The organism is Methylocystis sp. JR02 (assembly GCF_030063565.1).
Classification (GTDB): Bacteria; Pseudomonadota; Alphaproteobacteria; order Rhizobiales; family Beijerinckiaceae; genus Methylocystis; species Methylocystis iwaonis.
Window position 1 is genome coordinate 1,494,522 of the sequence record NZ_JASIRC010000001.1, and the last position, 25,834, is coordinate 1,520,355.

General features: G+C 64.4%; 24 protein-coding genes. 8 read left to right on the forward strand and 16 right to left on the reverse strand.

All coding sequences use genetic code 11. The features are described 5' to 3' along the window. Positions 1-1,404, reverse strand: a complete 1,404-nt coding sequence (locus QNA11_RS07230) for a glutamate--cysteine ligase family protein (RefSeq protein WP_283482492.1) — start codon at positions 1,402-1,404, stop codon at positions 1-3. A gap of 410 nt (positions 1,405-1,814) precedes the next feature. Between QNA11_RS07230 and QNA11_RS07235 the strand changes: the two genes are divergently transcribed. Next, positions 1,815-1,988 (forward strand): DUF1328 domain-containing protein, encoded by a 174-nt coding sequence (locus QNA11_RS07235; RefSeq protein WP_165048148.1) that lies wholly within the window; start codon positions 1,815-1,817, stop codon positions 1,986-1,988. A gap of 56 nt (positions 1,989-2,044) precedes the next feature. On the opposite strand, the gene QNA11_RS07240 is transcribed toward QNA11_RS07235, so the two are convergent. The 5 genes from QNA11_RS07240 to thiL form a co-directional block, all read right to left on the reverse strand. Beyond that, entirely contained in the window at positions 2,045-4,078 is a 2,034-nt protein-coding gene (locus QNA11_RS07240) for an NAD(+) synthase (RefSeq protein WP_283482493.1), read from the reverse strand. Between the two features lie 86 nt (positions 4,079-4,164). Further along, entirely contained in the window at positions 4,165-4,566 is a 402-nt protein-coding gene (locus QNA11_RS07245; protein ID WP_283482494.1) for a hypothetical protein, read from the reverse strand. A 258-nt stretch (positions 4,567-4,824) separates the two neighbouring features. Then, complete coding sequence (locus tag QNA11_RS07250) at positions 4,825-5,469, reverse strand: glutathione S-transferase family protein (protein WP_283482495.1); 645 nt, start codon at positions 5,467-5,469, stop codon at positions 4,825-4,827. A 273-nt stretch (positions 5,470-5,742) separates the two neighbouring features. Further along, a complete protein-coding gene (locus QNA11_RS07255; protein WP_283482496.1) occupies positions 5,743-7,935 on the reverse strand; it encodes a sodium-translocating pyrophosphatase in 2,193 nt (730 codons plus the stop codon). Positions 7,936-8,115: 180 nt separating this feature from the next. Beyond that, positions 8,116-9,066, reverse strand: a complete 951-nt coding sequence (thiL, locus tag QNA11_RS07260) for a thiamine-phosphate kinase (protein ID WP_283484172.1) — start codon at positions 9,064-9,066, stop codon at positions 8,116-8,118. Positions 9,067-9,254: 188 nt separating this feature from the next. On the opposite strand from thiL, the gene aspS reads away from it, so the two are divergent. Further along, a complete protein-coding gene (gene aspS / locus QNA11_RS07265) occupies positions 9,255-11,039 on the forward strand; it encodes an aspartate--tRNA ligase (protein WP_283482497.1) in 1,785 nt (594 codons plus the stop codon). Positions 11,040-11,047: 8 nt separating this feature from the next. Here aspS and QNA11_RS07270 read toward each other — a convergent pair whose 3' ends face one another. Continuing rightward, positions 11,048-11,515 carry a phosphate-starvation-inducible protein PsiE gene (locus tag QNA11_RS07270; protein WP_283482498.1) on the reverse strand — a complete coding sequence of 156 codons (468 nt, stop codon included), beginning with the start codon at positions 11,513-11,515 and terminating at the stop codon, positions 11,048-11,050. 253 nt (positions 11,516-11,768) lie between these two features. Between QNA11_RS07270 and QNA11_RS07275 the strand changes: the two genes are divergently transcribed. The 3 genes from QNA11_RS07275 (at position 11,769) to QNA11_RS07285 (ending at position 14,329) form a co-directional block, all read left to right on the forward strand. After that, a complete protein-coding gene (locus QNA11_RS07275) occupies positions 11,769-13,079 on the forward strand; it encodes an IS4 family transposase (protein ID WP_283482499.1) in 1,311 nt (436 codons plus the stop codon). Positions 13,080-13,285: 206 nt separating this feature from the next. Further along, positions 13,286-13,702, forward strand: a complete 417-nt coding sequence (locus QNA11_RS07280; RefSeq protein ID WP_283482500.1) for a hypothetical protein — start codon at positions 13,286-13,288, stop codon at positions 13,700-13,702. Positions 13,703-13,894: 192 nt separating this feature from the next. Continuing rightward, a complete protein-coding gene (locus tag QNA11_RS07285) occupies positions 13,895-14,329 on the forward strand; it encodes a DUF6334 family protein (RefSeq protein ID WP_283482501.1) in 435 nt (144 codons plus the stop codon). Positions 14,330-14,466: 137 nt separating this feature from the next. Here QNA11_RS07285 and lpdA read toward each other — a convergent pair whose 3' ends face one another. The 5 genes from lpdA to rpmI all read right to left on the reverse strand — a co-directional run bounded on the left by lpdA (position 14,467) and on the right by rpmI (position 17,773). After that, positions 14,467-15,906, reverse strand: a complete 1,440-nt coding sequence (lpdA, locus tag QNA11_RS07290; protein WP_283482502.1) for a dihydrolipoyl dehydrogenase — start codon at positions 15,904-15,906, stop codon at positions 14,467-14,469. Beyond that, a complete protein-coding gene (locus QNA11_RS07295; protein ID WP_283482503.1) occupies positions 15,890-16,804 on the reverse strand; it encodes an alpha/beta hydrolase in 915 nt (304 codons plus the stop codon). Before QNA11_RS07295 ends, lpdA begins: the two co-directional genes overlap by 17 nt. Positions 16,805-16,884: 80 nt before the next feature. Beyond that, the gene (locus QNA11_RS07300) at positions 16,885-17,028 is read right to left on the reverse strand and encodes a hypothetical protein (RefSeq protein WP_283482504.1); all 144 of its coding nucleotides are present in this window, start codon (positions 17,026-17,028) and stop codon (positions 16,885-16,887) included. 139 nt (positions 17,029-17,167) lie between these two features. After that, a complete protein-coding gene (rplT, locus tag QNA11_RS07305) occupies positions 17,168-17,533 on the reverse strand; it encodes a 50S ribosomal protein L20 (protein ID WP_202073690.1) in 366 nt (121 codons plus the stop codon). Positions 17,534-17,572: 39 nt separating this feature from the next. Further along, positions 17,573-17,773 carry a 50S ribosomal protein L35 gene (rpmI, locus tag QNA11_RS07310; protein WP_165047728.1) on the reverse strand — a complete coding sequence of 67 codons (201 nt, stop codon included), beginning with the start codon at positions 17,771-17,773 and terminating at the stop codon, positions 17,573-17,575. A gap of 245 nt (positions 17,774-18,018) precedes the next feature. Between rpmI and QNA11_RS07315 the strand changes: the two genes are divergently transcribed. Beyond that, positions 18,019-19,131 carry an amidinotransferase gene (locus tag QNA11_RS07315; protein ID WP_283482505.1) on the forward strand — a complete coding sequence of 371 codons (1,113 nt, stop codon included), beginning with the start codon at positions 18,019-18,021 and terminating at the stop codon, positions 19,129-19,131. Here the strand turns inward: QNA11_RS07315 and QNA11_RS07320 are convergent. Continuing rightward, a complete protein-coding gene (locus tag QNA11_RS07320; protein ID WP_283482506.1) occupies positions 19,128-19,448 on the reverse strand; it encodes a DMT family transporter in 321 nt (106 codons plus the stop codon). The two genes, QNA11_RS07315 and QNA11_RS07320, sit on opposite strands and share 4 nt — an antisense overlap. A gap of 161 nt (positions 19,449-19,609) precedes the next feature. Here QNA11_RS07320 and QNA11_RS07325 point away from each other — a divergent pair, with 161 nt between their 5' ends. Next, positions 19,610-20,479 (forward strand): pirin family protein, encoded by an 870-nt coding sequence (locus QNA11_RS07325; protein ID WP_283482507.1) that lies wholly within the window; start codon positions 19,610-19,612, stop codon positions 20,477-20,479. A 30-nt stretch (positions 20,480-20,509) separates the two neighbouring features. Here QNA11_RS07325 and QNA11_RS07330 read toward each other — a convergent pair whose 3' ends face one another. Both QNA11_RS07330 and QNA11_RS07335 read right to left on the reverse strand, forming a co-directional pair. Next, positions 20,510-22,219: an ATP-binding protein gene (locus tag QNA11_RS07330; protein ID WP_283482508.1), complete on the reverse strand. Its 1,710-nt coding sequence runs from the start codon at positions 22,217-22,219 to the stop codon at positions 20,510-20,512. Next, the gene (locus QNA11_RS07335; protein WP_202073685.1) at positions 22,216-23,754 is read right to left on the reverse strand and encodes a YifB family Mg chelatase-like AAA ATPase; all 1,539 of its coding nucleotides are present in this window, start codon (positions 23,752-23,754) and stop codon (positions 22,216-22,218) included. The genes QNA11_RS07330 and QNA11_RS07335 overlap by 4 nt, the downstream gene beginning before the upstream one ends. A 170-nt stretch (positions 23,755-23,924) precedes the next feature. Between QNA11_RS07335 and QNA11_RS07340 the strand changes: the two genes are divergently transcribed. Then, on the forward strand, positions 23,925-24,737 hold the full coding sequence (locus QNA11_RS07340) for a lytic murein transglycosylase (RefSeq protein WP_283482509.1): 813 nt from the start codon (positions 23,925-23,927) through the stop codon (positions 24,735-24,737). A gap of 59 nt (positions 24,738-24,796) precedes the next feature. Here QNA11_RS07340 and QNA11_RS07345 read toward each other — a convergent pair whose 3' ends face one another. Further along, positions 24,797-25,576 carry a hypothetical protein gene (locus tag QNA11_RS07345; RefSeq protein WP_246744936.1) on the reverse strand — a complete coding sequence of 260 codons (780 nt, stop codon included), beginning with the start codon at positions 25,574-25,576 and terminating at the stop codon, positions 24,797-24,799. Positions 25,577-25,834 lie beyond the last annotated feature (258 nt).

Consider the following 25,834-nt stretch of genomic DNA (forward strand, 5'->3'; position numbering starts at 1 on the left):
TCACAAGTCCCATTCATGTACGGGCGCGCCGCTGCGCTGCCCTTCGCAATAGGCGGCCATGAGCGCGAAAAGATCGCCGCCGCGGGCTTCGAGCGCCTGACGCTGCCAGGCCGCGCCGGTTTGGCGGGAGCGCACACGCGCTTCTATCACATCGAGGAAGCCGCGCGGATCATCGACGCCAAGATCGGCAAGACCCGCGCGCGCCGCAGGAAGAAGCCGTTCGAGCAGCAACCGGTCCGCGCCGATCTCCCCCTGCCCCGGCCAGTAAAGCACGGCGTCGAGCCCCAGACGCGCCGCCGTGTAAAAATTCTGCTTCGCGTCCTCGAAGGACAACCCGCCCGTTCCGGTCTCGCCGGCGAGGGCAATCGCGCGCGCAAGGCCGAGAAAGAGCGCAGCGTTCGCCATCATATCGACAAAGCTCGGTCCCGCCGGCAGAATGCGATTCTCGACGCGCAAATGCGGCGCGCCGTCTTCGTCGAAGCCGATGAGCGGCCGGTTCCAGCGCCAGATTACGCCATTGTGCAGGCGAAGGTGACGCAGCGCCTCCGGGGCTTCCTCAAAGGCGACGGGCAGCAGCGCTTCATAGTCTCGCGCGTTCTCTTCGAAAATTTCCATCAGCGAGCGCGCGGCGAAGCCCGACCCCATGCAGACGCGCGCCGGCCCCGGCGCAACCACCGACTGCTCGAAGAGCGGAATGCGCGTCTCTTCCCAGAGCGTCTTGCCGAAGAGGAAAGGCGCATTGCCGCAGGCGGCGAGGATCGGCCCCGAGGCGGCGATGGAGGCGTTGTAATAAAGATGCGCGAGATCGGCCGGCGCCTTGAGATGCACCTGAAAGGAGGTCGTCGCCGCCTCCAGCATCACGTCGCTGTGCTCCGACACGAGGTGCTCGCGGCCCAATATATCGACGCGCAGAGGCCGGCCGCCGCGTGATCGCAGCACTTCGCTGTTCAGGGCGTAAAAGCGATTGAGCGGCGACATATTGGCGAGCGTCAAATCCTCGTCGCGGATCGTCGGAAGCGTGCCGATCGTGACAAGGTTGGCGTCGAGGCGGTGGGCCACACTGTTGCACTGCGCCCAGACGCTGGTCAGCGCATCAAAGGCGCGCCCCAGCGCGTCGCCTTCGAGGGAAAGCGGATCGCAGTTGAGTTCGAGATTGAAGCGCGACAGCTCCGGCACGACGAGCGGATTGTCGAGCGCTTCGAGGAGCTGCTGATTGATCGAGGCAGGGAAGTAATTGTGATCGAGTATCCAAATCTCGATCTCGAAGCCGAGCATATGGCCGGCCGCCGAAAAACGGCCCGAGTCAAAAAGCGCGCGGGCGATTGCGGTCTCTTCCGCCACCCGGGCGGCAAAGCGCGCCTTGTCCGCTTCCGTAAAGCCCGCCGCCTTGATTTCCTGGCCCACGACGCCGCCTCCGTCCCTCCCTCTATTACGTAGACGCGGCGATGGGAAAAGCGACGATGCGAGGCGACGCCGGGCAATAGTTGAATGGCAACTCGGCGTGACGAGCCCCATACCTCCCCTTTACGGGGAGGTCGGCGGCCAAAGGCCGCCGGGTGGGGCTCGCGCCGCAACGGTAGTGGTCGGGCTTAACCCCACCCGACCCCGCTTGCGCGGGGCCACCCTCCCCGTAAAGGGGAGGGATGGGATCACGCCGCGCGTTACCCAATGTCCTAGCGCCTCACCGCCCAAGCTCACCTCATAAATTCTAGGCTTGTACGACGTTCTCGCAGCGCCCTCTGCCGCGCTTGCGCTGGAACAGCGCTCGCAAGCGTGCGTTCTGCCTCCGAGTGAAATTTCCTACGGAGGCCAACATGGGCAGCCTGCTGCACTATGCGATCTTGTTTCTCGTCGTCGCCATCATCGCCGCCTTCTTCGGTTTCGGCGGCGTCGCGGGCACGGCGATGGAAGGCGCAAGGATTCTATTCTGGGTGGCGCTGGTTCTCTTCGTCATCTCCGCCGTCATCAGCTTCGTCCGACGAGCCTGACGCGGCCGTTATTCTCTTCGGTGCTCCCAACTGGACCGGCGTTAGCCGGCCCTTTTTTAAGGAATCGACGAAAGCGCGGCGAGCCAGGCGTCGGGCGAGGAATCGCTCGGCGCCCGCCAGTCGCCGCGCGGCGAGAGCGATCCGCCGGAGCTGACCTTTGGCCCATTAGGCACGGCCGTGCGCTTGAACTGGCTCGTCGCGAAGAAGCGGCGCAAAAAGACCGCGAGCCAATGCTTGATCTCTGGGAGGTCGTAGGCGACGCGGTCCTCATCCGCGATCACCGACGGCCATTGGCCGGCGCGCGCGTCGCGCCAGGCATGCCAGGAAAGAAAAGCCGTCTTCGCCGGATCGAAGCCATAGCGCGTCGTGTAATAGAGGTTGAAATCCTGCAGCGCATAGGGCCCGACGAAGGCCTCGGTGCGCTGCGCTTCCTCGCCTGGGATCAGCTCGGGTGAAATCTCGGTCGCGAGGATGTCGGTCAGCACCGACACCGTCTCCACCCCGAAACGCGCGTCGCGCGCGCACCAGCGGATGAGATGCTGGATCAGCGTCTTGGGCACGGATGCGTTGACGTTGTAATGCGACATCTGATCGCCCACGCCATAGGTGCACCAGCCGAGCGCAAGCTCAGAGAGATCGCCCGTGCCGATGACGATGGCGTCGTGAAGATTGGCGAGCCGGAAGAGGAGCGACGTTCGCGCCCCCGCTTGCACATTCTCATAGGTCGCGTCGTAAACGGGCGCGCCGCGCGCCGCCGGATGGCCGATGTCTTCCAACATCTGCTTGCAGGCCGCTGAGACGTCGATCTCCTGCGCCGTGACTCCCAAGGCGCGCATCAGCCGCCAGGCGTTGTTCTTGGTGCGATCCGTCGTCGCGAAAGCGGGCAGCGTATAGGCGAGGATATTCGCGCGCGGCAGTCCGAGACGCTCCATCGCCGTCACCGCCACGAGCAGAGCCTGCGTCGAGTCGAGACCGCCCGAGACGCCGATGACGACCTTCTCGATGCGCGCGGCGCGCAGGCGTTGCTCGAGCCCGTGCGATTGTATGTTGAAGGCCTCGAAGCAAAGCTCGGCCAGCCTCGCCTCGTCATTCGGCACGAAGGGGAAACGCGGCACGTCGCGCAGGAGGCCGAGGTCCATGTCGCGCGGCGCCGCCAGCTCGAATTCCACGCGATGATATTGCGTCGCGCCCGCCTCCACATCGGCGCAATCGCCGAAGGTCCCCTGCCGCGCGCGCTCGGCGAGAAGCCGTCCGAGATCGATGTCGGCGACGACCATCTGCGGTTCGTCGGAGAAACGCGGCGCCTTGGCGAGGAGATCGCCTTTCTCAAAGATCAATGCCTCGCCGTCCCAGGCGAGATCGGTCGTGGATTCGCCCTGCCCCGCCGCGGAATAAAGATAGGCGGCAAGGCAGCGCGCGGAATGCGCGGCGCACAATGTCTGCCGGTAATCCGACTTGCCGACAATGGCGTTGGAGGCGGAGAGATTGAGCAGCACCGTCGCCCCGGCAAGCGCCGCGCGCGACGACGGCGGGATCGGAACCCAGACATCTTCGCAGACTTCCAGATGGATCACGAGGCCGTCGAAATCGGAGGCTTCGAGCAGCACGTCGGAGCCAAAAGGCGCGACCTGCCCGGCAAGCGTTATCTCCTCGCCGGCGATGAAGGCGCCCGAAGCGAAGTGACGCTTCTCGTAAAACTCGCGGTAGTTCGGCAGATAGATCTTGGGCGTCACCGCCAGCACGCGCCCACGCAAGATGGCGACCGCGCAATTATACAGGCGGCCTCGATAGCGCAGCGGCGCGCCAACGACGATGACGGGCTGCAGCGCGCGGGAGGCGTCTATCAGCACGCCAAGGGCAGCCTCGACGGCGGCGAGCAGCGCCTCCTGTTGCAAAAGATCGTCGATCGCATAGGCGGAGAGGCCAAGCTCGGGGAAAAGCACGAGCGAAGCCCCGCGTTCATCTGCGTCGCGCGCCATCTCGATCGTGCGGGCGACATTGAAGGCCGGATCGGCGACGCGACCGGAGGGACAGGCGACGGCGGCGCGGATGAAACCATGCGTATGCAGCGAGAAGAAAGGATGGGTCATATCAGCCCGCGTCAGCGACCGAAGCGCAGTGGAGAGACGGCGGGATAATGCCTCAAAGCCGCGCGGATTGGCAGTCCCCGATAACGCTACTGAACCTTCACGATCTGGCGCGCGTCGAAAAACGGGTTCGCGCCCTGCTCGCCCTCGCGAAACATGACGACGGTCACCGCGAAATTGGCCGTGGCGGGCTGGCCCGGCGTGATGGTTTGCGGCGGTCCGGCGGCCCAGTCCGTGAAGCGGAAAAGCGTGTAGCCGCGCGCGAGCGTCTCCTTGGCGGCGCGCGCCAATGCTTCCTTGAGGGCCGTCTCATCCGAGAGCGTATCGGCGCCCCGGAAATCGAGCCGGATCATATTCGGCCCCAAGGCGGAAATATTGGTCGGGAGGCAGGCGGAGAGCGCGACGGCGGCGGCAAGGAGCGCGCCGGAGAGGACCGCGCGCAGGCTCTTTTGCCGCTTCAACGCCACCTGATGTGAAATCTCCTCGTGCACTGGAACTGGAAACCTATCCTTTTTGGAGTGGGTCAGAGCCCTGAAAGCAAGACAGCCGCGAGGCCGTCAGACTGCTGATAAAGTGGCCGATAACGCCCCTCGCGCTTCGAGACGCCTGCTAGGCAGGCTCCTCAGCGTGAGGAGCTTCTGCAACTTCGTCAAACACTTCGGCCTCATCCTGAGGAGCGAGCGAAGCTCGCGTCTCGAAGGACGAGGCCGCCTCGGAGATTTGCCAACAAACTGGCGGCGGCGAGGCCGTCAGTCGCGCTCATATTGAGGCAGCCGCCATTCCTCGCTCTTCGCCGACACGCTCCACTCCTTCCAGGACGCCAGGGATTCGATCGCATCCATATAACGCTGCGATTCCTTCGACACGGGAATCATATAGGCGTCGAACCGCTGGACGACCGGCGCGAACATGGCGTCGGCGGCGCTGAATTGTCCGAACAGAAACGGCCCGCCGTATCGCGCCAATGCGTCGCGCCACGCTGCGTCGATGCGGGCGGCGTCGGCGCGGGCCGTCTCCGTCAGCGACATCGGGCGCGGCGCGCGGCCGAAATTCATGCTGCATTCGCTGCGCAATGCGGCGAAACCCGAGTGCATCTCGCAGGCGAGCGCCCGCGCATGAGCGCGCGTTTCCCGTTCGCGCGGCCAGATCGCAAGATCGGGGTAAAGTTCGGCGACATATTCGATGATCGCCAGCGAATCCCAAACGCTTGTCTCGCCGTCGTGAAGGATCGGAACCTTGCCGGCGGGAGAATGCGTCAGCAGAGCGCTTTTGGAGTCCTCCCGATACAGCGGGATGACGATCTCCTCGAAGGGGATGCCAAATTCCTTGAGCAAAATCCACGGCCGCAGCGACCAGGTCGAATAGCGCTTATTGCCGATGACGAGCGTCAGCACGGAGTGATCCTTCATAGTCTCAAAAGAAAAGGGCGGGGTCTCCCCCGCCCTCAGACTGCTGACAAAGTGGCAATGACGCCCCTCCTGCTTCGAGACGCCTGCTGCGCAGGCTCCTCAGCATGAGGAGCTTCTGCAACTTCGTCAAACACTTAGGCCTCATCCTGAGGAGCGAACAACGCTCGCGTCTCGAAGGACGAGGCCGCCTCCGAGGTTTGTCAACAAACTGAGGGCGGGGTCTCCCCCGCCCTTCCTATCACATCTGATTGCGCCCGCTCAGCCCCAGTGCGCCAATATGGCGAGCAGCAGCAGCGCGACGATATTGGTGATCTTGATCGCCGGGTTCACGGCGGGGCCGGCCGTGTCCTTATAGGGGTCGCCGACGGTGTCGCCCGTCACCGAGGCCTTATGCGCCTCGGAGCCCTTGAGGTGCTTCACGCCGTCCTTGTCGATGAAGCCATCCTCGAAGGACTTCTTGGCGTTGTCCCAGGCGCCGCCGCCCGAAGTCATCGAGATGGCGACGAAGACGCCATTGACGATGACGCCCAGGAGCAGCGCGCCGACCGCCGCCAGCGCATTGGCCTTGCCGCCGCCGAGGATCAGCACGAGGATGAACATCACCACCGGCGCCGCGACCGGCAGGAGCGACGGCACGATCATCTCCTGGATCGCCGCCTGGGTCAGCATGTCGACCGCGCGGCCGTAATCCGGGCGCGCCGAGCCGTCCATAATGCCGGGCTTCTCCTTGAACTGACGGCGCACTTCCTCCACGACCGAGCCAGCCGCGCGGCCCACCGCCGTCATGGCGATGCCGCCGAAGAGGTAGGGAATCAGGCCGCCGAAGATCAGGCCCGCGACCACGAAGGGGTTGGAGAGGCTGAAGTCGATATTCTCCATTCCCTTGAAGAAGGACACGCCCGTCGCGGCGAAATGCTTGATGTCGTTCGTATAGGCGGCGAACAGCACCAGCGCGCCAAGGCCGGCCGAGCCGATGGCGTAGCCCTTGGTCACGGCCTTGGTGGTGTTGCCAACGGCGTCGAGCGCGTCGGTGGATTGACGCACCTCCTTCGGCAGGCCCGACATTTCGGCGATGCCGCCGGCGTTGTCGGTCACGGGACCGAAGGCGTCGAGCGCGACGATCATGCCGGCGAGGCCGAGCATGGTGGTCACCGCGATCGCCGTGCCATAGAGGCCGCCGAAATTATAGGTCAGGATGATGCCGAGCACGATCACCAGCGCCGGCCCGGCGGTCGCCTCGAGCGACACGGCGAGACCCTGGATGACGTTGGTGCCATGGCCCGTCACCGAGGCCTGCGCGATCGACACCACCGGGCGTTTGCCCGTGCCGGTGTAATATTCGGTGATATAGACGATCGCGCCCGTCACGATCAGGCCGACAATGCCGCAGAAGAACAGGCCCACGCCATAGACCGACTGGCCGTTGACCTTGCCGACCTCGCCGAGGCCCACGGTGAAGAGCGTCGCGATGAACAGGCCCACGATGGAAAGAACGCCCGTCGCAATGAGGCCCTTGTAGAGGGCGTCCATGATCGAGTCGTCCTTGAGGCCGATCTTCGCGAAGTAAGGGGCGGCGAACTTGCCCCATTCCGTGTCGTCCTGGCCGAGCTTCACGAAATAAGTGCCAGCGATGGAGGTGAGGATGGAGAGGCCGCCGATGGCGAGCGGGTAGATCACCGCGCCATAGAGGCCTTCCTGGCCGGCAAAGAAGATCGAGGCCAGAACCATGGTCGCGACGACGGTGACCGCATAGGTCTCGAAGAGATCGGCCGCCATGCCCGCGCAGTCGCCGACATTGTCGCCGACGTTGTCAGCGATGGTGGCCGGGTTGCGTGGATCATCTTCGGGAATGCCCGCTTCGACCTTGCCGACGAGATCGGCGCCCACATCGGCGCCCTTGGTGAAGATGCCGCCGCCAAGGCGCGCGAAGATCGAGATGAGCGAGGCGCCGAAGCCCAGCGCGACAAGCGCGTCGACAACCGCGCGGTCGGAGACCGAATAGCCGACGAACCAGGTGAGGATGGCGAAATAGATCGCGACGCCGAGCAGCGCGAGGCCCGCAACCAACAGGCCGGTGACGGCGCCCGCCTTGAAGGCGATGTCGAGGCCCCCGGCGAGCGACTTAGTCGCCGCCTGCGCGGTGCGGACATTGGCGCGCACCGAGACATTCATGCCGATATAGCCGGCCGCGCCGGAGAGCGCCGCCCCGATCGCGAAGCCGAAGCCCACGGACCAGCCCAGAAGAATGACGAGCAGCACGAAGATCACGGCGCCGACGTAACCGATGGTCTTATATTGGCGGTTGAGATAGGCCTGCGCGCCCTCCGCCACGGCGCCGGAGATTTCCTGCATGCGCTGCGAGCCGGGATCGGCCGCGATCAACTCTTGGGAAGTTTTTACGCCATATGCGATGGACATAAGTCCGAAGACGATGGTGAGAAAAAGGACCATTTGGGTTCGCCTTTTCTTTCTTCGACCAGCGGTCGAGCGGTTCGCGCCACAAAGGGCTGTCGCGCAAATGGAAAAAGGAAACGCGTCCCGGCCGCTGGAATCGTCCGGGCGCGCGAAAGTTTTCCGGGGGCGATTTGTGCCAGACTCCGGGGCTTCCGGCAATGGCGCCACCGGGCGCCCTCAAAAGTGGCTGAAGGATAATTTCTTGAAAATCAGCGGCTTTTTTGCTGCGCTGCGGAACTGTGGCGCGGCCGGGCCGGCGAGGATTTCTCCAATTCGCGTCACCGCGTCTGGCGGAGCGAAACCGGGGCCGGCCGTGAAGAGAATCTCGTAGTCGTCGCCGCCCGTCAGCGCGGTCTCGAAAAGGCTTGGCGCAAGCGCAATCGCCTCGCGCGCGGCGTCCGACAGCGGGACCATCGGCGCCTCCACCACCGCGCCCACGCCCGAGGCCGCGCAAAGCTTGGCGAGATCGCCGGCGAGCCCATCCGAGACGTCCATTGCAGCGCTGGCGTGGTCGCGCAGCAGCGAAACGAGATCGAGACGCGGACGCGGAAGCAGATAGCGGTCGAGGAGATACGCGCGGGCAAGAGGCGAAAGTCGCGCCGCTAGTTTTGCATCGCGGCGCAGCGCGAGGCCGAGCGCGGCGTCGCCGATCGTCCCGGACACATAGATGGCGTCGCCGGCCCTGGCGCCGGTGCGCGGCGCGAAACGCGCCGTGCGGCCGAGCGCGGTGATCGAAATCGTCAACGGGCCCGGGGTCGCCGTCGTGTCGCCGCCGATGAGCGGCGCGGCGTAGGTTGCGGCGTCTTCCGCAAGGCCCGCCGCGAAGGCCGAGAGCCAATCATTCGTCCAGTCGGTCGGCAGGGCAAGCGAGAGGAGAAAACCGATCGGGGCGGCGCCCTTGGCGGCCAGATCTGAAAGATTGACCCGCAGCGCCTTGCGGGCGATGGCGCCCGGCGGATCGTCGGGAAAGAAATGCACCCCCGCGACGAGCATATCGACGGTGGCGACGGTGGCCTCGGGCGAAGGCTCAATGAGCGCGGCGTCGTCCTTCAACCCCAAGGCCGCCGGCCCGGCGATGGGGGCGAAGACGCGGGCGATGAGTTCGTCTTCGGTGTAGCGGCTGGGCATCATGGTTCCTCCTTCTCCCGCTTTGCGACGCAAAACCGGGGAGGGTTGGGGAGGGGACAGTTCGGCGCCCGACATCCGAGCCAGAACCCCTCCCTCCCCGGCTTGACAGGGACAATCCCATTGCGCTTCTTGGCGCGCAATCGCCGGGCCTTTCCGGCATCCTTTACATTTCCAACCGAAAGCGGCCCATGCATCGCTACCGTTCGCATACCTGCGGAGAGCCCACCGAAGCGCTCGCGGGTCAGAAAATCCGCCTCTCCGGCTGGTGCCACCGCATCCGCGACCATGGCGGCGTGCTGTTCATCGACCTGCGCGACCATTACGGCCTCACCCAATGCGTGGTCGACCCCGATTCGCCTGCCTTCGCGCAGGCTGAAAAGCTGCGCTCGGAATGGGTCGTGAGGCTCGACGGCGAGGTGCGCAAGCGCCCGGCCGGCACCGAGAACCCCGACATGCCGACGGGCCACGTCGAGATCTATGTGACTGAGATCGAGGTGCTCGGCCCCGCGGGCGAGCTGCCGCTCCCGGTCTTCGGCGATCAGAATTATCCGGAAGACATCCGCCTCAAATATCGCTTCCTCGACCTGCGCCGCGAGAAGCTCCACGCCAACATCATGCTGCGTGGGCGCATCATCGACTCGATCCGCTCGCGCATGAAGGCCGGCAATTTCTTCGAGTTCCAGACGCCGATTCTCACCGCCTCCTCGCCCGAGGGCGCGCGCGACTTTTTGGTGCCCTCGCGCCTGCATCCCGGCAAGTTCTATGCGCTGCCGCAGGCGCCGCAGCAGTTCAAGCAGCTCCTCATGGTCGCTGGCTTCGATCGCTATTTCCAGATCGCGCCCTGCTTCCGCGACGAGGACGCGCGCGCCGACCGCTCGCCCGGCGAATTCTACCAGCTCGACGTAGAGATGAGCTTCGTCACCCAGGAAGACGTGTTCGAGGCGATGGAGCCGGTGCTGCGCGGCGTCTTCGAGGAATTCTCGAAGGGCAAGCCGGTCACGCAGAAATTCCCGCGCATCCCCTTCCGCGAAGCCATGCTGAAATACGGCTCGGACAAGCCGGACCTGCGCAATCCGCTCGTCATCGTCGATCTCTCGGCCGAGTTCGAAGGCGAGAACGTCAGCTTCAAGGCTTTCCGAGGCAAGACGGTGCGCGCCATTCCGGCGCCCGGCGCCGCGAGCCAGCCGCGCAGCTTCTTCGATAAGCTCAACGACTGGGCGCGCGGCGAAGGCGCGCCGGGGCTGGGCTACATCATCTTCGAGGAAGAAAACGGCGCGCTGACCGGCAAGGGTCCGATCGCGAAATTCATCCCCGCCGACGTGCAGGCGGTTATCGCCGCCAAGGCCGGCGTGAAGGCGGGCGACGCCGTCTTCTTCTCGGCGGGCGAAGAGACCCCGGCGGCGAAGCTCGCCGGCGCGGCGCGTCTGCGCATCGGCAATGAGTTGGGCCTGTCGAAGGCCGACGTCTTCGAATTCTGCTGGATCGTCGACTTCCCGATGTACGAGTGGAACGACGAGGACAAGAAGATCGACTTCTCGCACAATCCCTTCTCCATGCCGCAAGGCGGCATGGAGGCGCTGGAGACGAAGGACCCGCTCGACATCCTCGCCTATCAATACGACATCGTCTGCAACGGCGTGGAGCTCTCCTCGGGCGCCATCCGAAACCATCGCCCCGAGATCATGAAGAAGGCCTTCGAGATCGCCGGCTATGGCGAGGATGTGCTGCTCGAGAAATTCGGCGGCATGTATCGCGCCTTCCAATATGGGGCCCCGCCCCATGGCGGCATTGCGCCGGGCGTCGATCGCATCGTGATGCTGCTCGCCGAGGAAGAAAATCTGCGCGAGGTGACGCTCTTCCCGTTGAACCAGCGCGCCGAGGATTTGCTGATGGGCGCGCCGGGCGAAGCGACGATGAAGCAGCTCCGCGAGCTGCACATCAGGCTGAATCTGCCGGCGGAGAAGGGGGCGTAAGGCCCCCTCTACGCCGTCTCGCGTCCCGGCTCGCTCGCCTCCGAAGAGGGGTAGTGGAACGACGCATAGCGGATGATGAAGACCGCGAGCGCCAGGATCAACGTGCCGCCGGCGAGGATCAAAATGCCAAAGTCCGGCGGCGCATCCTTCTGGACATAGCCGATCATATGGCGCGTGAGCGCAGTAATGCCGACGTAAAGCAGAAAACGCACCGGCATATGATTTGTCTTGAAATAAATTCCCACCATCGACCCGATCTCGAGGTAGATGAAGAGCAGAAGGAGATCCTCGATCGAGGCGTGGCCCTTCCCGGTCATTTCGATAAAGGCCTTCGCCGCCGCCCAGACCGTGGCGCCGCCAATGGCGAAAAGCCCCAGGAAGTGAAAGCTCTCCGAGAGAAAATGCCCGACGGGATGCGCGAAGCCGCGCATGCGCCGCATCGCTTCGCTGGACTCGGGAGCGCGATCGCTGGCCATATGTCTTCCCTTTCCCGCTTCGCCTTCACAATAAAAACAGTCGCGCGCGCCTGCTTGCAAGAGCGTTTATCTCTGAAACGCCCCCTCCCTGTCCCTCCCCCGCCTCGCGGGCTATCGAATGCACACATCGTGATTGCCTCGGTGGGGTCTGTTTGATTCCGTGGGTCGCGTATTGATTCGCGGGGTGGGGCATGGCGATTTCGTATGGACTGGGGCGGTTCGGCGACCGCCGCCTGGAAAAAGGGGGGTCTCGTTGCATCGGGGCCTCGTCGCGCGGCCGTGCGCGCGCATCCGTCGGATCGCCGGCGGGCGGCGGGCGCAGGAGGTGCGGCTCACGCGCTTCCTGCGCAATCCTGCGGTGACCGCCGAGGAGATGGCGCGGCACGCCGCCGGGCTCACAGCGGCGCGGGCGGCGGGTCGCGACATAGTGGTGGCGCAGGACACCAGCGAGCTGGCGCTCGGCGGCAAGCGCGCGCAGGCGAACGGCTATGGGCCGGTCGGCAAGGGCGGCGGGACGCGCGGCCTTTTGCTGCACGCGGCCCTGGCGCTCGACGCCGGCACGGGCGCGCTGCTCGGCCTCGCTCATGCCGAGGTCTGGAACCGCGACACGGGGGCCAAGGTCGCGGCGCGGCGCTCGCGCGCGCTCGCGGACAAGGAATCGCAGCGCTGGCTCGATGTGGCGGCGCATGCGCGCGAGGATTTCGCGGCGGCGAAGCGGATCACTGTCGTCTCGGATCGGGAGAGCGACATCTACGCGCATCTCGCGCAGCGTCCGGGCGGCGTCGAGCTGATTGTGCGCGCCTGCCAGAACCGGACGATCGCCGCAGACGGCGAGGATGCGATCGAGCTTTTGTTCCCCTTCGCCGACGGATTGGCCGAGGCGGGCCGCTTCGTCGCCGAGATCCCGGCGGCTCCGGGACGCAAGGCGCGCAAGGCGGAGCTCGTGGTCCGCGTCTCGCCGGTCACTTTGCGCAAGCCGCGCCACGGCGCGCGCGACTTGCCGGACGCGGTCGGCGTGACTTTGGTCGACGTGCGCGAGGTCGGGGCCGCGGAGGGCGTCGCGCCCATTCATTGGCGGCTTCTCACGACCCATGCGGCGACGAGCCTGGCCGAGGCGCGCCGGGTGATCGACCTCTATCGAATGCGCTGGACCATCGAGGAATTCTTCCGCACGCTGAAGACGGCGGGCTTCGAGATCGAGCAGGCCGACATCTGCGATCCGAAAGTGATGATCAAGCTGGTGGCGGCGACGGCGGTCGCCGCGGTGACGGTCATGCAACTGGTCAAGGCGCGCGACGGCGCGACCGACCAGTTGCTGACGGACGCTTTCGAACCCGAGGACGAAGCGCTGCTCGAGGCCGTCTCGGCGAAGCTCGAGGGCGCGACGGCCCGCCAGAAGAACCCCCACCGCAAAGGCAGCCTCGCCTTCGCCGCCTGGGTCGTCGCCAGGCTCGGCGGCTGGACCGCCTATTACGGAAAGCCCGGCCCCAAAGTAATGCGCCAGGGCCTCGACGACTTTCGACGAATAAAGTTCGGAGCCGCGCTGACCCTCTGCGATGTGTGAATCCGATAGCGCCTCGCGGGAGAGAGTAGGTCAGCTTATGCACACATCTCCATGGCGCGACCCTCGTCATGGCCGGGACCAAGGGGACCAAACGTTCCTCCTGGGGGGTAACGCTGACTCTCAAGTTCCCCGGCTTGTAATCCATGGAAATGCATCCAATTTTCTCTTCAATGCGATGGTCCAGATAGAAAGACGGAGGCAATTTGATGCTAGCATTTGATGCCGACGGTCGAGTGCTTCATAAAGGAATCCACGATAGTTTATTGGTAGCACTTTCCGTCGGTGACGATGGCGCCTTTGGTCTTAAGCTAAGAAGCGAATCGGGAACTTTCGTTTCCGTGGTCATGAACGAGGTTTATGACTACAACTTTTCGGATATATGTAACGAGTCTATTGTTTCCGACCTTTTTGCCTGGAAAATAGGCGATGCCCCTGATGCTTTTGACATACCGGATAGCGCCTGGAATATACTTTTTTCTGCACGATATGATCCTAAAGACGTCATCAAGATAGCAGAAAAACGAAGGAAAATGCATGGTGAATTGTTTCTAGTTTTATTGAGCTGCTCGTACGCAGGATCGATAGCGGTAATTTGCCGTGAATTGAGTGTCTGCTCGGCGTAATCCAAGAAAATGCGTCTACCATGGCCATGCATGCACACATGCGCATCCTCTCAACTCTATTCAATAGAGTGACCGAGAGTGTTTAGCGGAACAACACTTTACCGTCCGATTCCACTAATGTGTAGATTCGACATTATGACATCAATGGTGAGTATTTATCTTACAGAGATATGCGGACGGAGTTGAGTCTCGATGAACAGCGAGCGATTTGAAAGGAACCGCGATAGCGACTTAGATATAAGGCAACTGGCTCATCAGGAGATCTCCGGCATACGCTTATACGGCGCGGTCGATTCACCAAGCGCTGACGGTGTCCTCCTAGAACTCCAAGATTCATCTGTTTCGATTGCTATAAATCATGACGATGACTCTTTGTATTGGAAGAAAGGCAATATTTTCCCTCAAGACGACGGTCAGATCGAGAAAACGACGACTGGGCTTCAAAATTATTTTGGGGTTATCGTCTTTATATGGGCGATGAGGAACCAAGGTGGGTGCTTGGATGCCCTTCAAATAGAGGTTCTGTCTAAAGAAGGTGGTTATAAAACACTACAATTTATGGGTGCGGCGAGCATGATTTCGCTCCACTCGCTTGTCGCGATGCCAGTCGAATTGCTGGCGCCATGAGAGGCGAGCGCTACTGGGGCTTTATCCAGTGGTAACGCGTCTTGTCCGGCTGTGCACCTCGGCGTGGGTGGCCGGGACAAGCCCGGCCATGACGGCCCCCAAGGTGCGTGGCTCCTTTAGGAGGGTTGGGGAGGGGGTCAAATATGAATCGCCCGCCCAAAAGCGTTCAGCACGCTCTCATGCATCGTCTCGGAGAGCGTCGGATGCGGGAAGATCGTCTGGATCAGCTCTTCTTCCGTCGTCTCCAGATTCATGGCGATGACAAAGCCCTGAATCAGCTCCGTCGCCTCGGCGCCCACGAGATGCGCGCCGAGCAAGCGGCCGGTCTTGGCGTCGAAGATCGTCTTCACGAGACCTTCGGGCTCGCCGAGCGCGATGGCCTTGCCATTGCCGAGATAGGGGAAGCGTCCGATCCGGACCTCATAGCCCGCAGCCTTCGCCTTCTCCTCGGTGAGGCCGACCGACGCCACCTGCGGATGGCAATAGGTGCAGCCCGGAACAAGCGATTTATCCAGCGGATGCGCCGGCAGCCCCGCAATCGCCTCGACGCATAAGACGCCCTCGTGCTCCGCCTTATGCGCCAGCATCGGCCCACCCGCGACGTCGCCGATGGCGTAGACGCCCGGAACATTGGTGCGCCCGAGCCCGTCCGTCTTGATGACGCCGCGCTCCAGCGCGACGCCCAGCGCCTCGAGCCCGAGGTTTTCGACATTGGCGACCACGCCCGCCGCCGAGAGCGCGCGCTCGACCTCCAGCGTGCGTGTCCCGCCGTCGGCGCCCTTCAGCGTGACGACGACGCTCTCGGCCTTCTTCTCCAGACCAACGACAGTTGTCGCCGTCTCTATGACAATCCCTTGCTTCTCGAAGCTCTTGCGCGCGAAAGCGGCGATCTCGGCGTCTTCCGCGGCGAGAATTTGCGGCAGCGCCTCGACCAGCGTCACCTCGACGCCGAAGGTCCGATAAAAGGAGGCAAATTCAACGCCGATGGCGCCAGCGCCGACGACGAGCAACGACTTCGGGAACCGTTCGGGCTTCAGCGCGTCGAAGTAAGTCCATACCAGCCGCCCGTCGGGCTCCAGCCCCGGAAGGACGCGCGGACGCGCCCCGGTCGCGACGATGATATGCTTGGCCTGATAGGCGCCCTCCCCCAGAGGCGTCTTCGGCGCCGGGAGCTGCGGCGTCACGGCCGGCTTCGTCGGCGCGCCGACCTGCACTTCGCCCTTGGACCCGAGCCGCGCCTCGCCCCAAATGACGTCGACCTTGTTTTTCTTCAGCAGAAAGCCGACGCCGGCGTTGAGCCGCCCCGCCGCCTCGCGCGAACGCGCCACGATACGGGCCGCATCGAAGCCCGGTTCCGTGACCGTCACGCCATAGCGCGCGCCCTCCTGCGCCAGCCGGTAGACCTCGGCCGAACGCAGCAGCGCCTTGGTCGGGATGCAGCCCCAATTGAGGCAGATGCCGCCGAGATGCTCGCGCTCGACGACCGCCGTCTTCAGCCCGAGCTGCGCCGCGCGTATGGCGGCGACATAGCCGCCCGGTCCGCCGCCGATGACGATGACATCATATGACTGGCTCATGCGGGCCCCGCTCGCTTCCGCCGCTTCGCCCAGTGTTAGCGGCGCGCGCGGTTTTAGTCGAGATGAAGGCCGTTACGTCGGCGGCGACGGGCGCCAGGAAGGAAAAGATCGGAGAAAAGGCGCCGATGATCTCGCGATGCCCCAGCCGCGGATAGAATCTCGTCTCGACCTCGCCGCCCGCCGCCCGCACAGCGGCCGCGAGATCATGCGTGTTGCGCGGCAAGACGGTCTTGTCGACCTCTCCCGTCGCCAGCAGCAGCGGCGGCGCGTCGCGCGTCACATAGGCCATGGGCTGGGTCCGTCCCTTGTTCTCCGGCGGGCCGAAGACGCCGCGGAGCAAATCCGTGTCGATCTCGAAATGATAGGGACCGGCAAGGCCGATCACGCCGGCAAGGTCGGCGCGGCTATCGAGGCCGACGGCGGCAAGCCAGCGTTTTTCGAATGCGAGCATGGAGGCGATATGCGCTCCCGCCGAATGGCCCATGACAAAGAGCCGCCTTCGGTCGGCGCCGAAGCGCGCCGCATGGTTATGGATCCAGCAAAGCGCCTCGGCGGCGTCCTCGACAAACGCCGGAAAGCGGGCGGCCGGATAGACGCTATAGTCGGGGACGACGGCAAGATAGCCCCGCGCGGCCAGCGACGCGCCGAGAAAGCGGTAAATCTCCTTGGCGCCCGAGGACCAGCTCCCGCCGTAGAGATAAAGGATGATAGCGCGGGGCGCCGCGAGGCTCGCCGGAAGATAGACGTCGAGCCGTCGGCGCGGACCCTCGCCATAAGGCATATCGGCAATCCGCCGATGATCCTGCAACCGCGCGGCGAGATCGACCGCCAGTCTCGGCGTCTCCCTCACCGCCTCTCCGAGGAATTTCGTCGATCTCAAAAGCGCCTGCGCCGGCATTTGGCCTCTATCTGAGTCTTTCGCTGCTGTAGCAAAAGATAGGACTCGCCGACGCAGGCGGGAGTGTCTTGTCCAACGCGCTAGTCATGGCGTTGGGGAGCAACCGGCCGCCGAACGGGGATCGGCCGCAATACGGGCGCCGCCGGGCCGGCGAAGGCGCCGCGCACGGCGTCCACCAATTTGGCCAAAGTCGCCGCGACTCCGTCTTTCTGCTTGCCTTTCATGAGTGTGACTCCTGTTCTCCTTTCCAGGGAGGAGCAACACCCGAAGAAGCCGGATTGATCCAGGTAAATTTGGAATAAATCAAAAAAGCGCCCGCCGTCGAACGGCGAGCGCTTCAATAAATCTTGTATGATCAGAAGGTTAGGCAGCCTGCGGCAGCGCCGCCTTGGCCTGCGCCACGATGGCCGCGAAAGCCTCGGGCTTCTCGATGGCGAGCTGCGACAGAACCTTGCGGTCGACGATCACGCCAGCCTTGGCGAGGCCGTCGATGAAGCGCGAATAGGTCAGGCCATGCTCACGCACGGCGGCGTTGAGGCGCTGGATCCACAGGGCGCGGAAGGTGCGCTTCTTGGCCTTGCGGTCGCGCGTGGCGTATTGCATCGAGCGATCGACGGCCGCCTTGGCGGTGCGGATCGTATTCTTGCGGCGGCCGTAGAAGCCCTTGGCGGCCTTCAGCGTTTTCTTGTGCTTGGCGTGGGACGTAACGCCCCGTTTGACGCGAGCCATGACGAAACTCCTTCAGAATTCTGCGTGTATAGGGGACGATTAGGCGTTCGGCAGGAAGTATTTCTTGACGTTGTCGCCGTCGGTCTTGAACAGAACATTCGTCCCGCGCAGATTTCTGATCTGCTTATTCGTGCGCTTGATCATGCCGTGGCGCTTGCCCTGCTGGGCATAGACCACCTTGCCGGTCCCGGTGACCTTGAAGCGCTTCTTGGCGCCGGATTTCGTCTTCAGCTTGGGCATTTTGCTCTCCTGGGCCTTGGCCCTGTTGTTTTTCGCGCCGGCTGAGCCAACGCGCTTCGCGCGAGCGAAAGAACCGCCACGGCAGCCCATCACTGGCCGGGCGGTTCGGAAGCGCGGCTTATAAAGCGAAACCAGCCGGACTTGCAAGAGCGTTGGACCGGAGCCGTTCCTGCGACATATTGAGCGATGGCCGTCTCTCCCGCGTCGGCCAAAAATAATAGCGAGGAAACACCGGGATTTTCAGCATGAACTTTCACGCGCCTTCGTCCGAATCGTCCGCCGCCGCCTGCCCTGTGAGTTCCCACAATGAATGGGACCCGCTGGAGGAAATCATCGTCGGACGCCTAGAAGGGTCGACCATCCCCTCCAACCACCCGGTCGTCACTTGCAACATCCCCGGCATGGCGGCGCGCGCCCAGTCCCTGGCGGCGGGCCTCCGCTTTCCCAAATTCATGGTCGAGCCCGCCCAGGAGGAGCTCGATAATTTCATCAAGGTGCTGGAATCGCTCGGCGTCACCATCACGCGCCCCGAGCCCTTCGATCACCACGCCAAATTCTCGACGCCCTATTGGTCCTCGCGCGGCTTCTGCAATTCCTGCCCGCGCGATTCGATGCTGGTCATTGGCGACGAGATTCTCGAAACGCCCATGGCCTGGCCCTGCCGTTATTTCGAAACGCACTCTTACCGCCCCATCCTCAAGGACTATTTCCGCCGCGGCGCGCGTTGGACGTCGGCCCCGAAGCCGCAACTCACCGACGCGCTGTTCGATCCGAATTTCGAATTGCCGAAAAAGGGCGAGCCGATCCGCTATATTCTCACCGAATTCGAGCCGGTGTTCGACGCCGCCGATTTCTTCCGCTGCGGGCGGGATATTTTCGTCACGCGCTCCAATGTGACGAACAAAATGGGCGTCGACTGGCTGCGCCGGCATTTGGGCGAGGGCTATCGCATCCACGAGATCAAGAGCCGCTGCCCCAACCCGATGCATATCGACACGACCATCTTGCCGCTCGGCCCCGGCAAGCTCCTCATCAATCCGGAATATATTCACCCCGACGAGCTGCCGGACATTCTCAAGAAATGGGACATACTCGTCGCGCCGGACCCGACGCCGATCGACGACCGCATTCTCGCCATCACCTCCATGTGCGGCAAATGGCTGAGCATGAATATTCTGATGATCGACGAGAAGCGCATGATCGTCGATCCGCATCACGTCAATATGATGCGACAGGTCGAGAAGTGGGGCTTCGAGCCGATCCCCGTCCCCTTCCTGCATTATGCGGCGTTCGGCGGGGCCTACCATTGCGCGACGCTCGACGTGCGCCGGCGTGGAACGCTGGAGAGCTATTTTTAGTTCACGCCGCTCAATCTGAGCCCGACCATGCCGATGACGATCAAGGCGAAGGAGGCCAGGCGCATCGGGGTGGCGGGCTCCCCTAAGAAAAACACGCCGACGACCGCCACGGCCGCGATGCTGCCGCCGGTCCACACGGCATAGGCTGTCCCCGCCGGTATCGTCTTTATCGCGACGCCCAAACAGCCAACGCTCGCGACCATGAAAAACAGCATGATCACCGTCGGCCACAGGCGCGTGAAGCCGTCGGCGTATTTCATGCCGACGAGCCAGCCCACCTCGCAAAGGCTTCCGATCAAGAGGACGATCCAGGCCATCTACAATTCCTTCCAACACAGAATGCGATTGCCTTGTTGGCGCTCGAGGCGGCGGCGTCAAGCGGGCGGCGCGCGCCGAGCCCGCTTGTTTGAATTACGCGCGCGAGCCCCAACATAAGTTGGAAAGGAATTTGCCGGACGAGTCGGCAGGGAGGTCCGTTATGCGCAAGATCATCGGCGTCCTTGCCGCACCCGAAACCATGCATTGGGTGGGCGACGGCTTTGCGGTGCGCACGCTTTTCTCGCATCAACGGCGCGAGGCGCTGGTGAGCCCTTTCCTCCTGCTGGATTACGCCGGTCCCGTTCATTTTGAGCCGACCAAGCGGCGTCTCGGCGTCGGCCTGCATCCGCATCGCGGCTTCGAGACGGTGACGATCGTCTATGACGGCGCAGTCGCGCATCGCGACTCGACCGGCGCGGGCGGGCTTATCGGGCCTGGCGACGTGCAGTGGATGACAGCCGGCGCGGGCGTCCTGCATGAGGAATATCATTCCGATGATTTCGCCCGGACAGGCGGGCGCTTCGAAATCGTTCAGCTATGGGTCAATCTTCCGGCGCGCCTGAAGATGACGGCCCCGCGTTACCAGGCGCTATCCGCCGGCGATATTCCGAATGTGGCGCTGCACAAGGGCGCCGGCGTCGCGCGCGTCATCGCCGGGGAGCTTCAGGGCGCGACCGGGCCCGCGCGCACGGCGACGCCGATGAACATTTGGGACGTCCGCATCAAGGAAGGCGGGACCGCCGCCTTTTCCTTGCCCGAGGGGCATAATCTTGTCGTCGTCGCGCTCGACGGGCCGGTTGTCGTCGATGGCCAGGCGCATGTGCGCGCCGGAGAGACGATCATCTTCGAGCGCGCGGGCGGCGACGTCATCTTCTCCGCGCAAGCGGATACGAAACTCCTGCTGCTCAGCGGCGAACCGATCCACGAGCCGGTCGTGCAGGAGGGGCCTTTCGTGATGAACACGCGGGCGGAGATCGAGCAAGCGATCGCGGATTATCGCGCGGGGCGTTTTGGAGCGGCGGCGCCGTAAGGCGCGTGAGCGGGGCGCGTCTCCACCGGTCTACCCGCCGCGGCGTTCGACGCCGCATGGCGTAAGCCGCAGCTCCTCGATCGTTGCGGCGAGCACGGCGAAATCGACCGGTTTGGTAAGAAAGCCGTCGACTCCGGCGGCGCGAGCCGCGCGCTCGTCCTCCGCCTGCGCGCTCGCCGTCAAGGCGAGGATCGGCGTGCGCGGCGCCCGGGCGCGCGCTTCGGCCTCACGGATTCGCCGCGTCGCTTCGCGCCCGTCGAGTTCGGGCATGAAGAGATCCATAATGACGACGTCATAGCGGCCAGCCGAACCTGCTTCGATCGCCGCCGTCACAAGCGCGACCGCCTCGGCGCCATTATGGGCGCGGGTCGCCGCCGCGCCGAGCTTCGCGAGATGCCGCGAGAGAATCAGGGCGTTGACGTCATTGTCCTCGGCAATGAGCGCCCTCGCGCCCTCGAGCGCGCGGATCGGCTGCGCGGCGGCAGGCGCTGGCGCATCGGCCCGCTCTTTGGACAGCCGCGCGACGAGAGAGGCGCTGCGCACCGGCTTGACGAGCCAGCCGTCGAAATCGCGTAGCGCCGCTTCGCCGAAGGCCCGCCGCTCCAAGGGCGAGAAGAGGAGAAAGCGGCGCCGGACGCCTGCCGCGCGCGCCGCCGCCGCAAGTTGCGCGACATCCTCCGATCCCAGCGCGCAATCGACGATGATCGCCTCATATGGCGCAGCCGTTGAGATAAGTGTCAGCCCCGCCTGCAGATTTGCGGCAACCTCGGCAATGCCGCCCGCCGACGTCAGGCTCTCGGCGAGAAACGGCGCCTCGAACGAGCTGTCGTCGACGATCAGGACCCGCAGACCGGCAAGCGGCTTCGACGATGTTTCCGGAGCGCTTGTAGAGACCGGCAGCGTGAAGGCGAAGGTCGACCCATCGCTCGACGTCTGCGCGAGCGACAGCGCGCCGCCCATCAGGCTTACGAGACGACGAGAAATGGCGAGCCCCAATCCCGTCCCGCCCTGGCGGCGCGTCGCGGAGGCGTCGCCCTGCTCGAATTCCTCGAAGATCGCCTCGCGCGCGGACTCGGGAACTCCCGGCCCCGTATCGCGCACGTCGATTCGCAATAAGGCGCCGTCACGCGCAACCCGCACGCCGACGCCGCCGCGCGCGGTGAAGTTGATGGCGTTGCCGATAAGATTGACCAGAACCTGCCGCAGCCGCGAGGGATCGCCCGCGATCATTCGCGGCGCATCCTGCTCGACAACGCTTGCGATCTCCAACCCTTTGGCGAAAGCGCGCGGCGCCAGCAGCTCGACGACGCCCTCGACGAGCGGCGCCAATGCAAAGGTCTCGCGGCGCAAGTCCAATTTGCCGGCTTCGATCTTGGAGAAGTCGAGGATGTCGTCGATGAGCTGAGCAAGCGACCGGCTGGAATCGCCGATCGCCTCGACGTAGCTCGCCTGCTCCGCGTCGAGCCGCGTCATCGCAAGAAGCTGCGCGAGCCCCATCACCCCATTGAGGGGCGTGCGAATTTCGTGACTGACGGTCGCAAGAAAGCGGGATTTGGCCAGACTCGCGGCCTCGGCCTTGTCGCGCTCGGCCGCCGCGGCGCGCAGCTCCCAGATTTCATCCCGCAGCTTTTCGAGCTCCGCCTCGCGCGCGCCGCGCTGGCTCCTGCGCAAGGCGACGAAAACCGCGCCCCCGAACAGCGCCAAAGCGGCGATGATCGCCAGAAGCTCCACAGCGCTCATGCCGCGACCCGCCGCGCCGCCAGACCCGCACGATAGGAGAGCGCCTCGGCAAGATGCGCGCGCGCAATCCGTTCGGCGCCATCGAGATCGGCGATGGTGCGGGCGAGTTTCAACACGCGATGGAAGCCGCGCGCGCTCAGGGCGAAACGATCCGACGCGTCCCGGATCAGCGCAGTCCCCGGGCCGTCGAGCTGCGCCACCCGCTCGATGACCGACGCAGGCGCAGCGGCGTTGGCGAGGACGCCCGGCAGTCCCAACGCCTCGTAACGCTCCCGCTGCAAGGCGCGGGCGCGGGCGACGCGCGCTGCAACCTCGCGCGAGCCTTCGGCCGGCGGCGGCAGGACAAGATCGGCGGCGCTGACAGCGGGCGCCTCGATCTGGAGATCGAAACGGTCGAGCAGCGGCCCGGACAGACGCGCCTGATATTGCGCCACGCACCGTTCATTGGGCTGCCGGCGGCAGGCGAAGCCGGGATCGAGCGCGTGGCCGCAACGGCAGGGGTTCATCGCCGCGACAAGCTGGAAACGCGCGGGATAAACCGCCCGATGATTGGCGCGCGCGATGGCGACCTCGCCAGTTTCGAGCGGCTGGCGCAGACTGTCGAGAACCTGCGGCTGGAACTCCGGCAATTCGTCGAGGAAGAGCACGCCATTGTGGGCAAGCGAAATTTCGCCGGGCTTCGCGTGGGTTCCGCCGCCAACGAGAGCGGCCATGGAAGCGGAATGATGCGGCGCGCGAAATGGCCGCCGGTCGGTCAGCTCGCCCCCGGCGATCTGCCCCGCGACCGAATGGATCATGGAAACTTCGAGCAGCTCGCGCGGCGTCAGCGGCGGCAGGATCGACGGGAGCCTTGCGGCGAGCATGGATTTGCCCGCCCCCGGCGGCCCGCTCATCAGCAGATTATGGCCTCCCGCCGCGGCGATTTCCAACGCCCGCTTGGCGCTCTCCTGCCCTTTGATGTCGGCAAGATCGGGAAGATCTGCGGCCCGTGCGCGCACCGCCGGCTCGGGCCGGGCCAAGACCTGCGTTCCTTTGACATGATTGACGAGCTGAATGAGCGAGCGCGGCGCGAGCACCTCCATCTCTCCGGAGGCCCAGGCGGCTTCCGGCCCGCATTCCTTGGGGCAAATCAGCCCCTGCCCCCGCGCATTGGCCGCCACCGCGGCCGGGAGCACGCCGGCGACAGGCGTCAGCGTCCCGTCGAGCGCGAGCTCGCCGAGGACGACAAAGCCTTCCAGCGCATCGGCCGGGATCGCGCCAATGGCCGCCATCACCCCCAGCGCGATGGGCAGATCATAATGGCTGCCTTCCTTGGGCATGTCGGCGGGAGCGAGATTTACGGTGATGCGCCTAGCGGGCAGAGCGAGGCCGGAGGCGATGAGCGCCGCCCGCACCCGCTCGCGCGATTCGGCGACAGCCTTGTCGCCAAGGCCCACGACATTGAAGACGACCGAGCCGGGCGCAATCTGGACCTGGACGTCCACCGGGCGCGCTTCGACGCCTTCGAAAGCGACCGTCGCCACCCTGACCGCCATAGCAATGCTCCCAGAAAACCACCGGCCGCCTGAAACAGAGCTAAATTAACTTTCGGGGCTTGATCGCGCAAGAACAATATACGAACATTCGAACGCTCGCTCGTAAGCTTGCCGCATTGTCAAATATGTTTAGGCTCCCTGGCGTTTCGGAGAGCCCGAGGAGGAGGCCGATGAAGAGATTATCGACAAGCCGCGCCGCCGCTAAGTTTTTGGCGGCGACGCTTGTTATCGGAGCGCTCGGCGTGGCGGCGCCGGCTCAGGCGGCGCGATGCGGCAATGGCGCGGGCGGCTTCGAGGCGTGGAAACAGGCGTTTGCCGAGGAAGCGCGCGGGCGCGTCGGCGCCGCGGGCATCGACGCCCTCATGGACACCCATTACAACTCCCCGACGATCGGCGCGGATCGCGGCCAGAAGAGCTTTCATCTCTCTCTGGAAGCCTTCATGACGAAGCGCGGCGCCTCGGCCATCGTCGCGCGCGGACGCCAGCTCAAACATTCGCAGGCCGCGCTCTTCTCCTCGATCCAGAGCCGCTATGGCGTGCCGCCGGGCCCGCTTTTGGCGATTTGGGGCATGGAGACGGGTTTCGGCGCGGTGCATGGCAATCAGCACGCGCTGTCCGCCGTGGCGACGCTCGCCTATGACTGCCGACGGTCGGACTATTTCACAGATCAGCTCTACGCCGCCCTCGAGCTGATCGACAATGGGAGACTGTCCGCCAGCGCCCGCGGCTCCATGCATGGCGAGATTGGCCAGACGCAGTTTCTGCCCAAGAACATTTTGCAATATGGCGTCGGCAATCTGGACAACGCCTCGGCGGCGCTGATGTCCACGGCGAATTTCCTGCACGCGCATGGCTGGCGCGCGGGGGCGGGCTATCAGCCGGGAGAGCCCAATTTCGAGGCGATCCAGGCCTGGAACGCCGCCTCGGTTTATGAAAGAGCCATCGCCATCATCGGCCGCCAGATCGACGGCGGCGGCGAATAGCTCGAGTTGAATTGCTAAGTCCGCCGCGTCGAAAACGGCGGACTTACATGGATGTCGACCTATTCTGCGGCGGTGCTGTACCTGTCGGTCTCGTCCCGTTCCTCGGCTTTTTCTCCGTCGGTCTCGGCCGCCTCTTCTTCAACCGTCTCTCGGGACGGGTCCGCGTCCGGGTCGGGGCCGTCGATCGGCGGCAGCGGCGGCGTCTTGAAAGCCGCCGCGGCGGTGGCGATCTGCGGCGGCGGCTTGCGGCCGCGATGCACGAGATAAATGAGGAAAGCGGCGACGACGCCAAGGCCAAGCGTCAGATAGATCGGCAGATCGCGCATGAAAGTGCGATCGACCGAGAAAGGAAAGCGCGACACCCATTGCTCGCCGTGGTCGCCGGTCACGGTCACGATGCCGACGAAATAGCCGCCCTCCTTGAAGGTGTGCTCGAAATTCACCGTACCGGTTGGATAGAGCTTGGGCGGCTGGTAGGCGACGGTCGCCGCCTCGAGATTCTCGTTCTCCTTTTCCGGGCCGCCCACGTCCTTGACGATACGGATCTCGATCTTCATGTCGCGGAGCTCTTGCTGCTCCGCGTCGAGCACCATGATGATCGGGCCGGTCGCGGGGATGTCCTCGCAGAACTCGTTTTTCGAGGCCTCGGGCAAATAGCCCGTGAAGTTCATGACGTCGGGGCCGATGTACAGCCGGCAGCGGCCTTCGGCGGCGCCCAGGCGCCCATGCGCCTCTGCCGGCGCAGCGAAGAGCCCTGTGAAAGCCAGAGCGCCGGCGGCCGCAAAAGTTCGGAGCAGCCTCATGTAGCTATGAAACGACGTCGGCGCGTCATCACTCATCTTCTCCTCCTGGTCCTCGTGCGGCAAGGACACGCGACTCCCGGGACATCCGCATTGCGCCGCGCAATCCCGCCGCTCCGGCGGGAAGCCGGGCGACGCCCTTCCCTCGATGTTAGCGTAATCCGTTTGAACGGCAAGGGTGCGACAATCAGTCATCTATGCGGCTTCGCACCATGGCTGGCCGCGCGTTTTTCCCCTCGAAACCGCCTGGACGCCCGGGGGCGCAGGGGAAGTCGAGGGCTCCTGGCACGGCGCTTG

Bases quoted from the DNA above. Each gene is read 5' to 3' on its own strand.
- QNA11_RS07235 (WP_165048148.1), top strand. From the start codon at position 1,815: ATGGGCAGCCTGCTGCACTATGCGATCTTGTTTCTCGTCGTCGCCATC.
- QNA11_RS07240 (WP_283482493.1), bottom strand. From the start codon at position 4,078: ATGACCCATCCTTTCTTCTCGCTGCATACGCATGGTTTCATCCGCGCC.
- QNA11_RS07255 (WP_283482496.1), bottom strand. From the start codon at position 7,935: ATGGTCCTTTTTCTCACCATCGTCTTCGGACTTATGTCCATCGCATAT.
- thiL (WP_283484172.1), bottom strand. From the start codon at position 9,066: ATGCCCAGCCGCTACACCGAAGACGAACTCATCGCCCGCGTCTTCGCC.
- aspS (WP_283482497.1), top strand. From the start codon at position 9,255: ATGCATCGCTACCGTTCGCATACCTGCGGAGAGCCCACCGAAGCGCTC.
- QNA11_RS07270 (WP_283482498.1), bottom strand. From the start codon at position 11,515: ATGGCCAGCGATCGCGCTCCCGAGTCCAGCGAAGCGATGCGGCGCATG.
- QNA11_RS07280 (WP_283482500.1), top strand. From the start codon at position 13,286: ATGCTAGCATTTGATGCCGACGGTCGAGTGCTTCATAAAGGAATCCAC.
- QNA11_RS07285 (WP_283482501.1), top strand. From the start codon at position 13,895: ATGAACAGCGAGCGATTTGAAAGGAACCGCGATAGCGACTTAGATATA.
- lpdA (WP_283482502.1), bottom strand. From the start codon at position 15,906: ATGAGCCAGTCATATGATGTCATCGTCATCGGCGGCGGACCGGGCGGC.
- QNA11_RS07295 (WP_283482503.1), bottom strand. From the start codon at position 16,804: ATGCCGGCGCAGGCGCTTTTGAGATCGACGAAATTCCTCGGAGAGGCG.
- QNA11_RS07300 (WP_283482504.1), bottom strand. From the start codon at position 17,028: ATGAAAGGCAAGCAGAAAGACGGAGTCGCGGCGACTTTGGCCAAATTG.
- rplT (WP_202073690.1), bottom strand. From the start codon at position 17,533: ATGGCTCGCGTCAAACGGGGCGTTACGTCCCACGCCAAGCACAAGAAA.
- rpmI (WP_165047728.1), bottom strand. From the start codon at position 17,773: ATGCCCAAGCTGAAGACGAAATCCGGCGCCAAGAAGCGCTTCAAGGTC.
- QNA11_RS07315 (WP_283482505.1), top strand. From the start codon at position 18,019: ATGAACTTTCACGCGCCTTCGTCCGAATCGTCCGCCGCCGCCTGCCCT.
- QNA11_RS07320 (WP_283482506.1), bottom strand. From the start codon at position 19,448: ATGGCCTGGATCGTCCTCTTGATCGGAAGCCTTTGCGAGGTGGGCTGG.
- QNA11_RS07325 (WP_283482507.1), top strand. From the start codon at position 19,610: ATGCGCAAGATCATCGGCGTCCTTGCCGCACCCGAAACCATGCATTGG.
- QNA11_RS07330 (WP_283482508.1), bottom strand. From the start codon at position 22,219: ATGAGCGCTGTGGAGCTTCTGGCGATCATCGCCGCTTTGGCGCTGTTC.
- QNA11_RS07335 (WP_202073685.1), bottom strand. From the start codon at position 23,754: ATGGCGGTCAGGGTGGCGACGGTCGCTTTCGAAGGCGTCGAAGCGCGC.
- QNA11_RS07340 (WP_283482509.1), top strand. From the start codon at position 23,925: ATGAAGAGATTATCGACAAGCCGCGCCGCCGCTAAGTTTTTGGCGGCG.
- QNA11_RS07345 (WP_246744936.1), bottom strand. From the start codon at position 25,576: ATGAGTGATGACGCGCCGACGTCGTTTCATAGCTACATGAGGCTGCTC.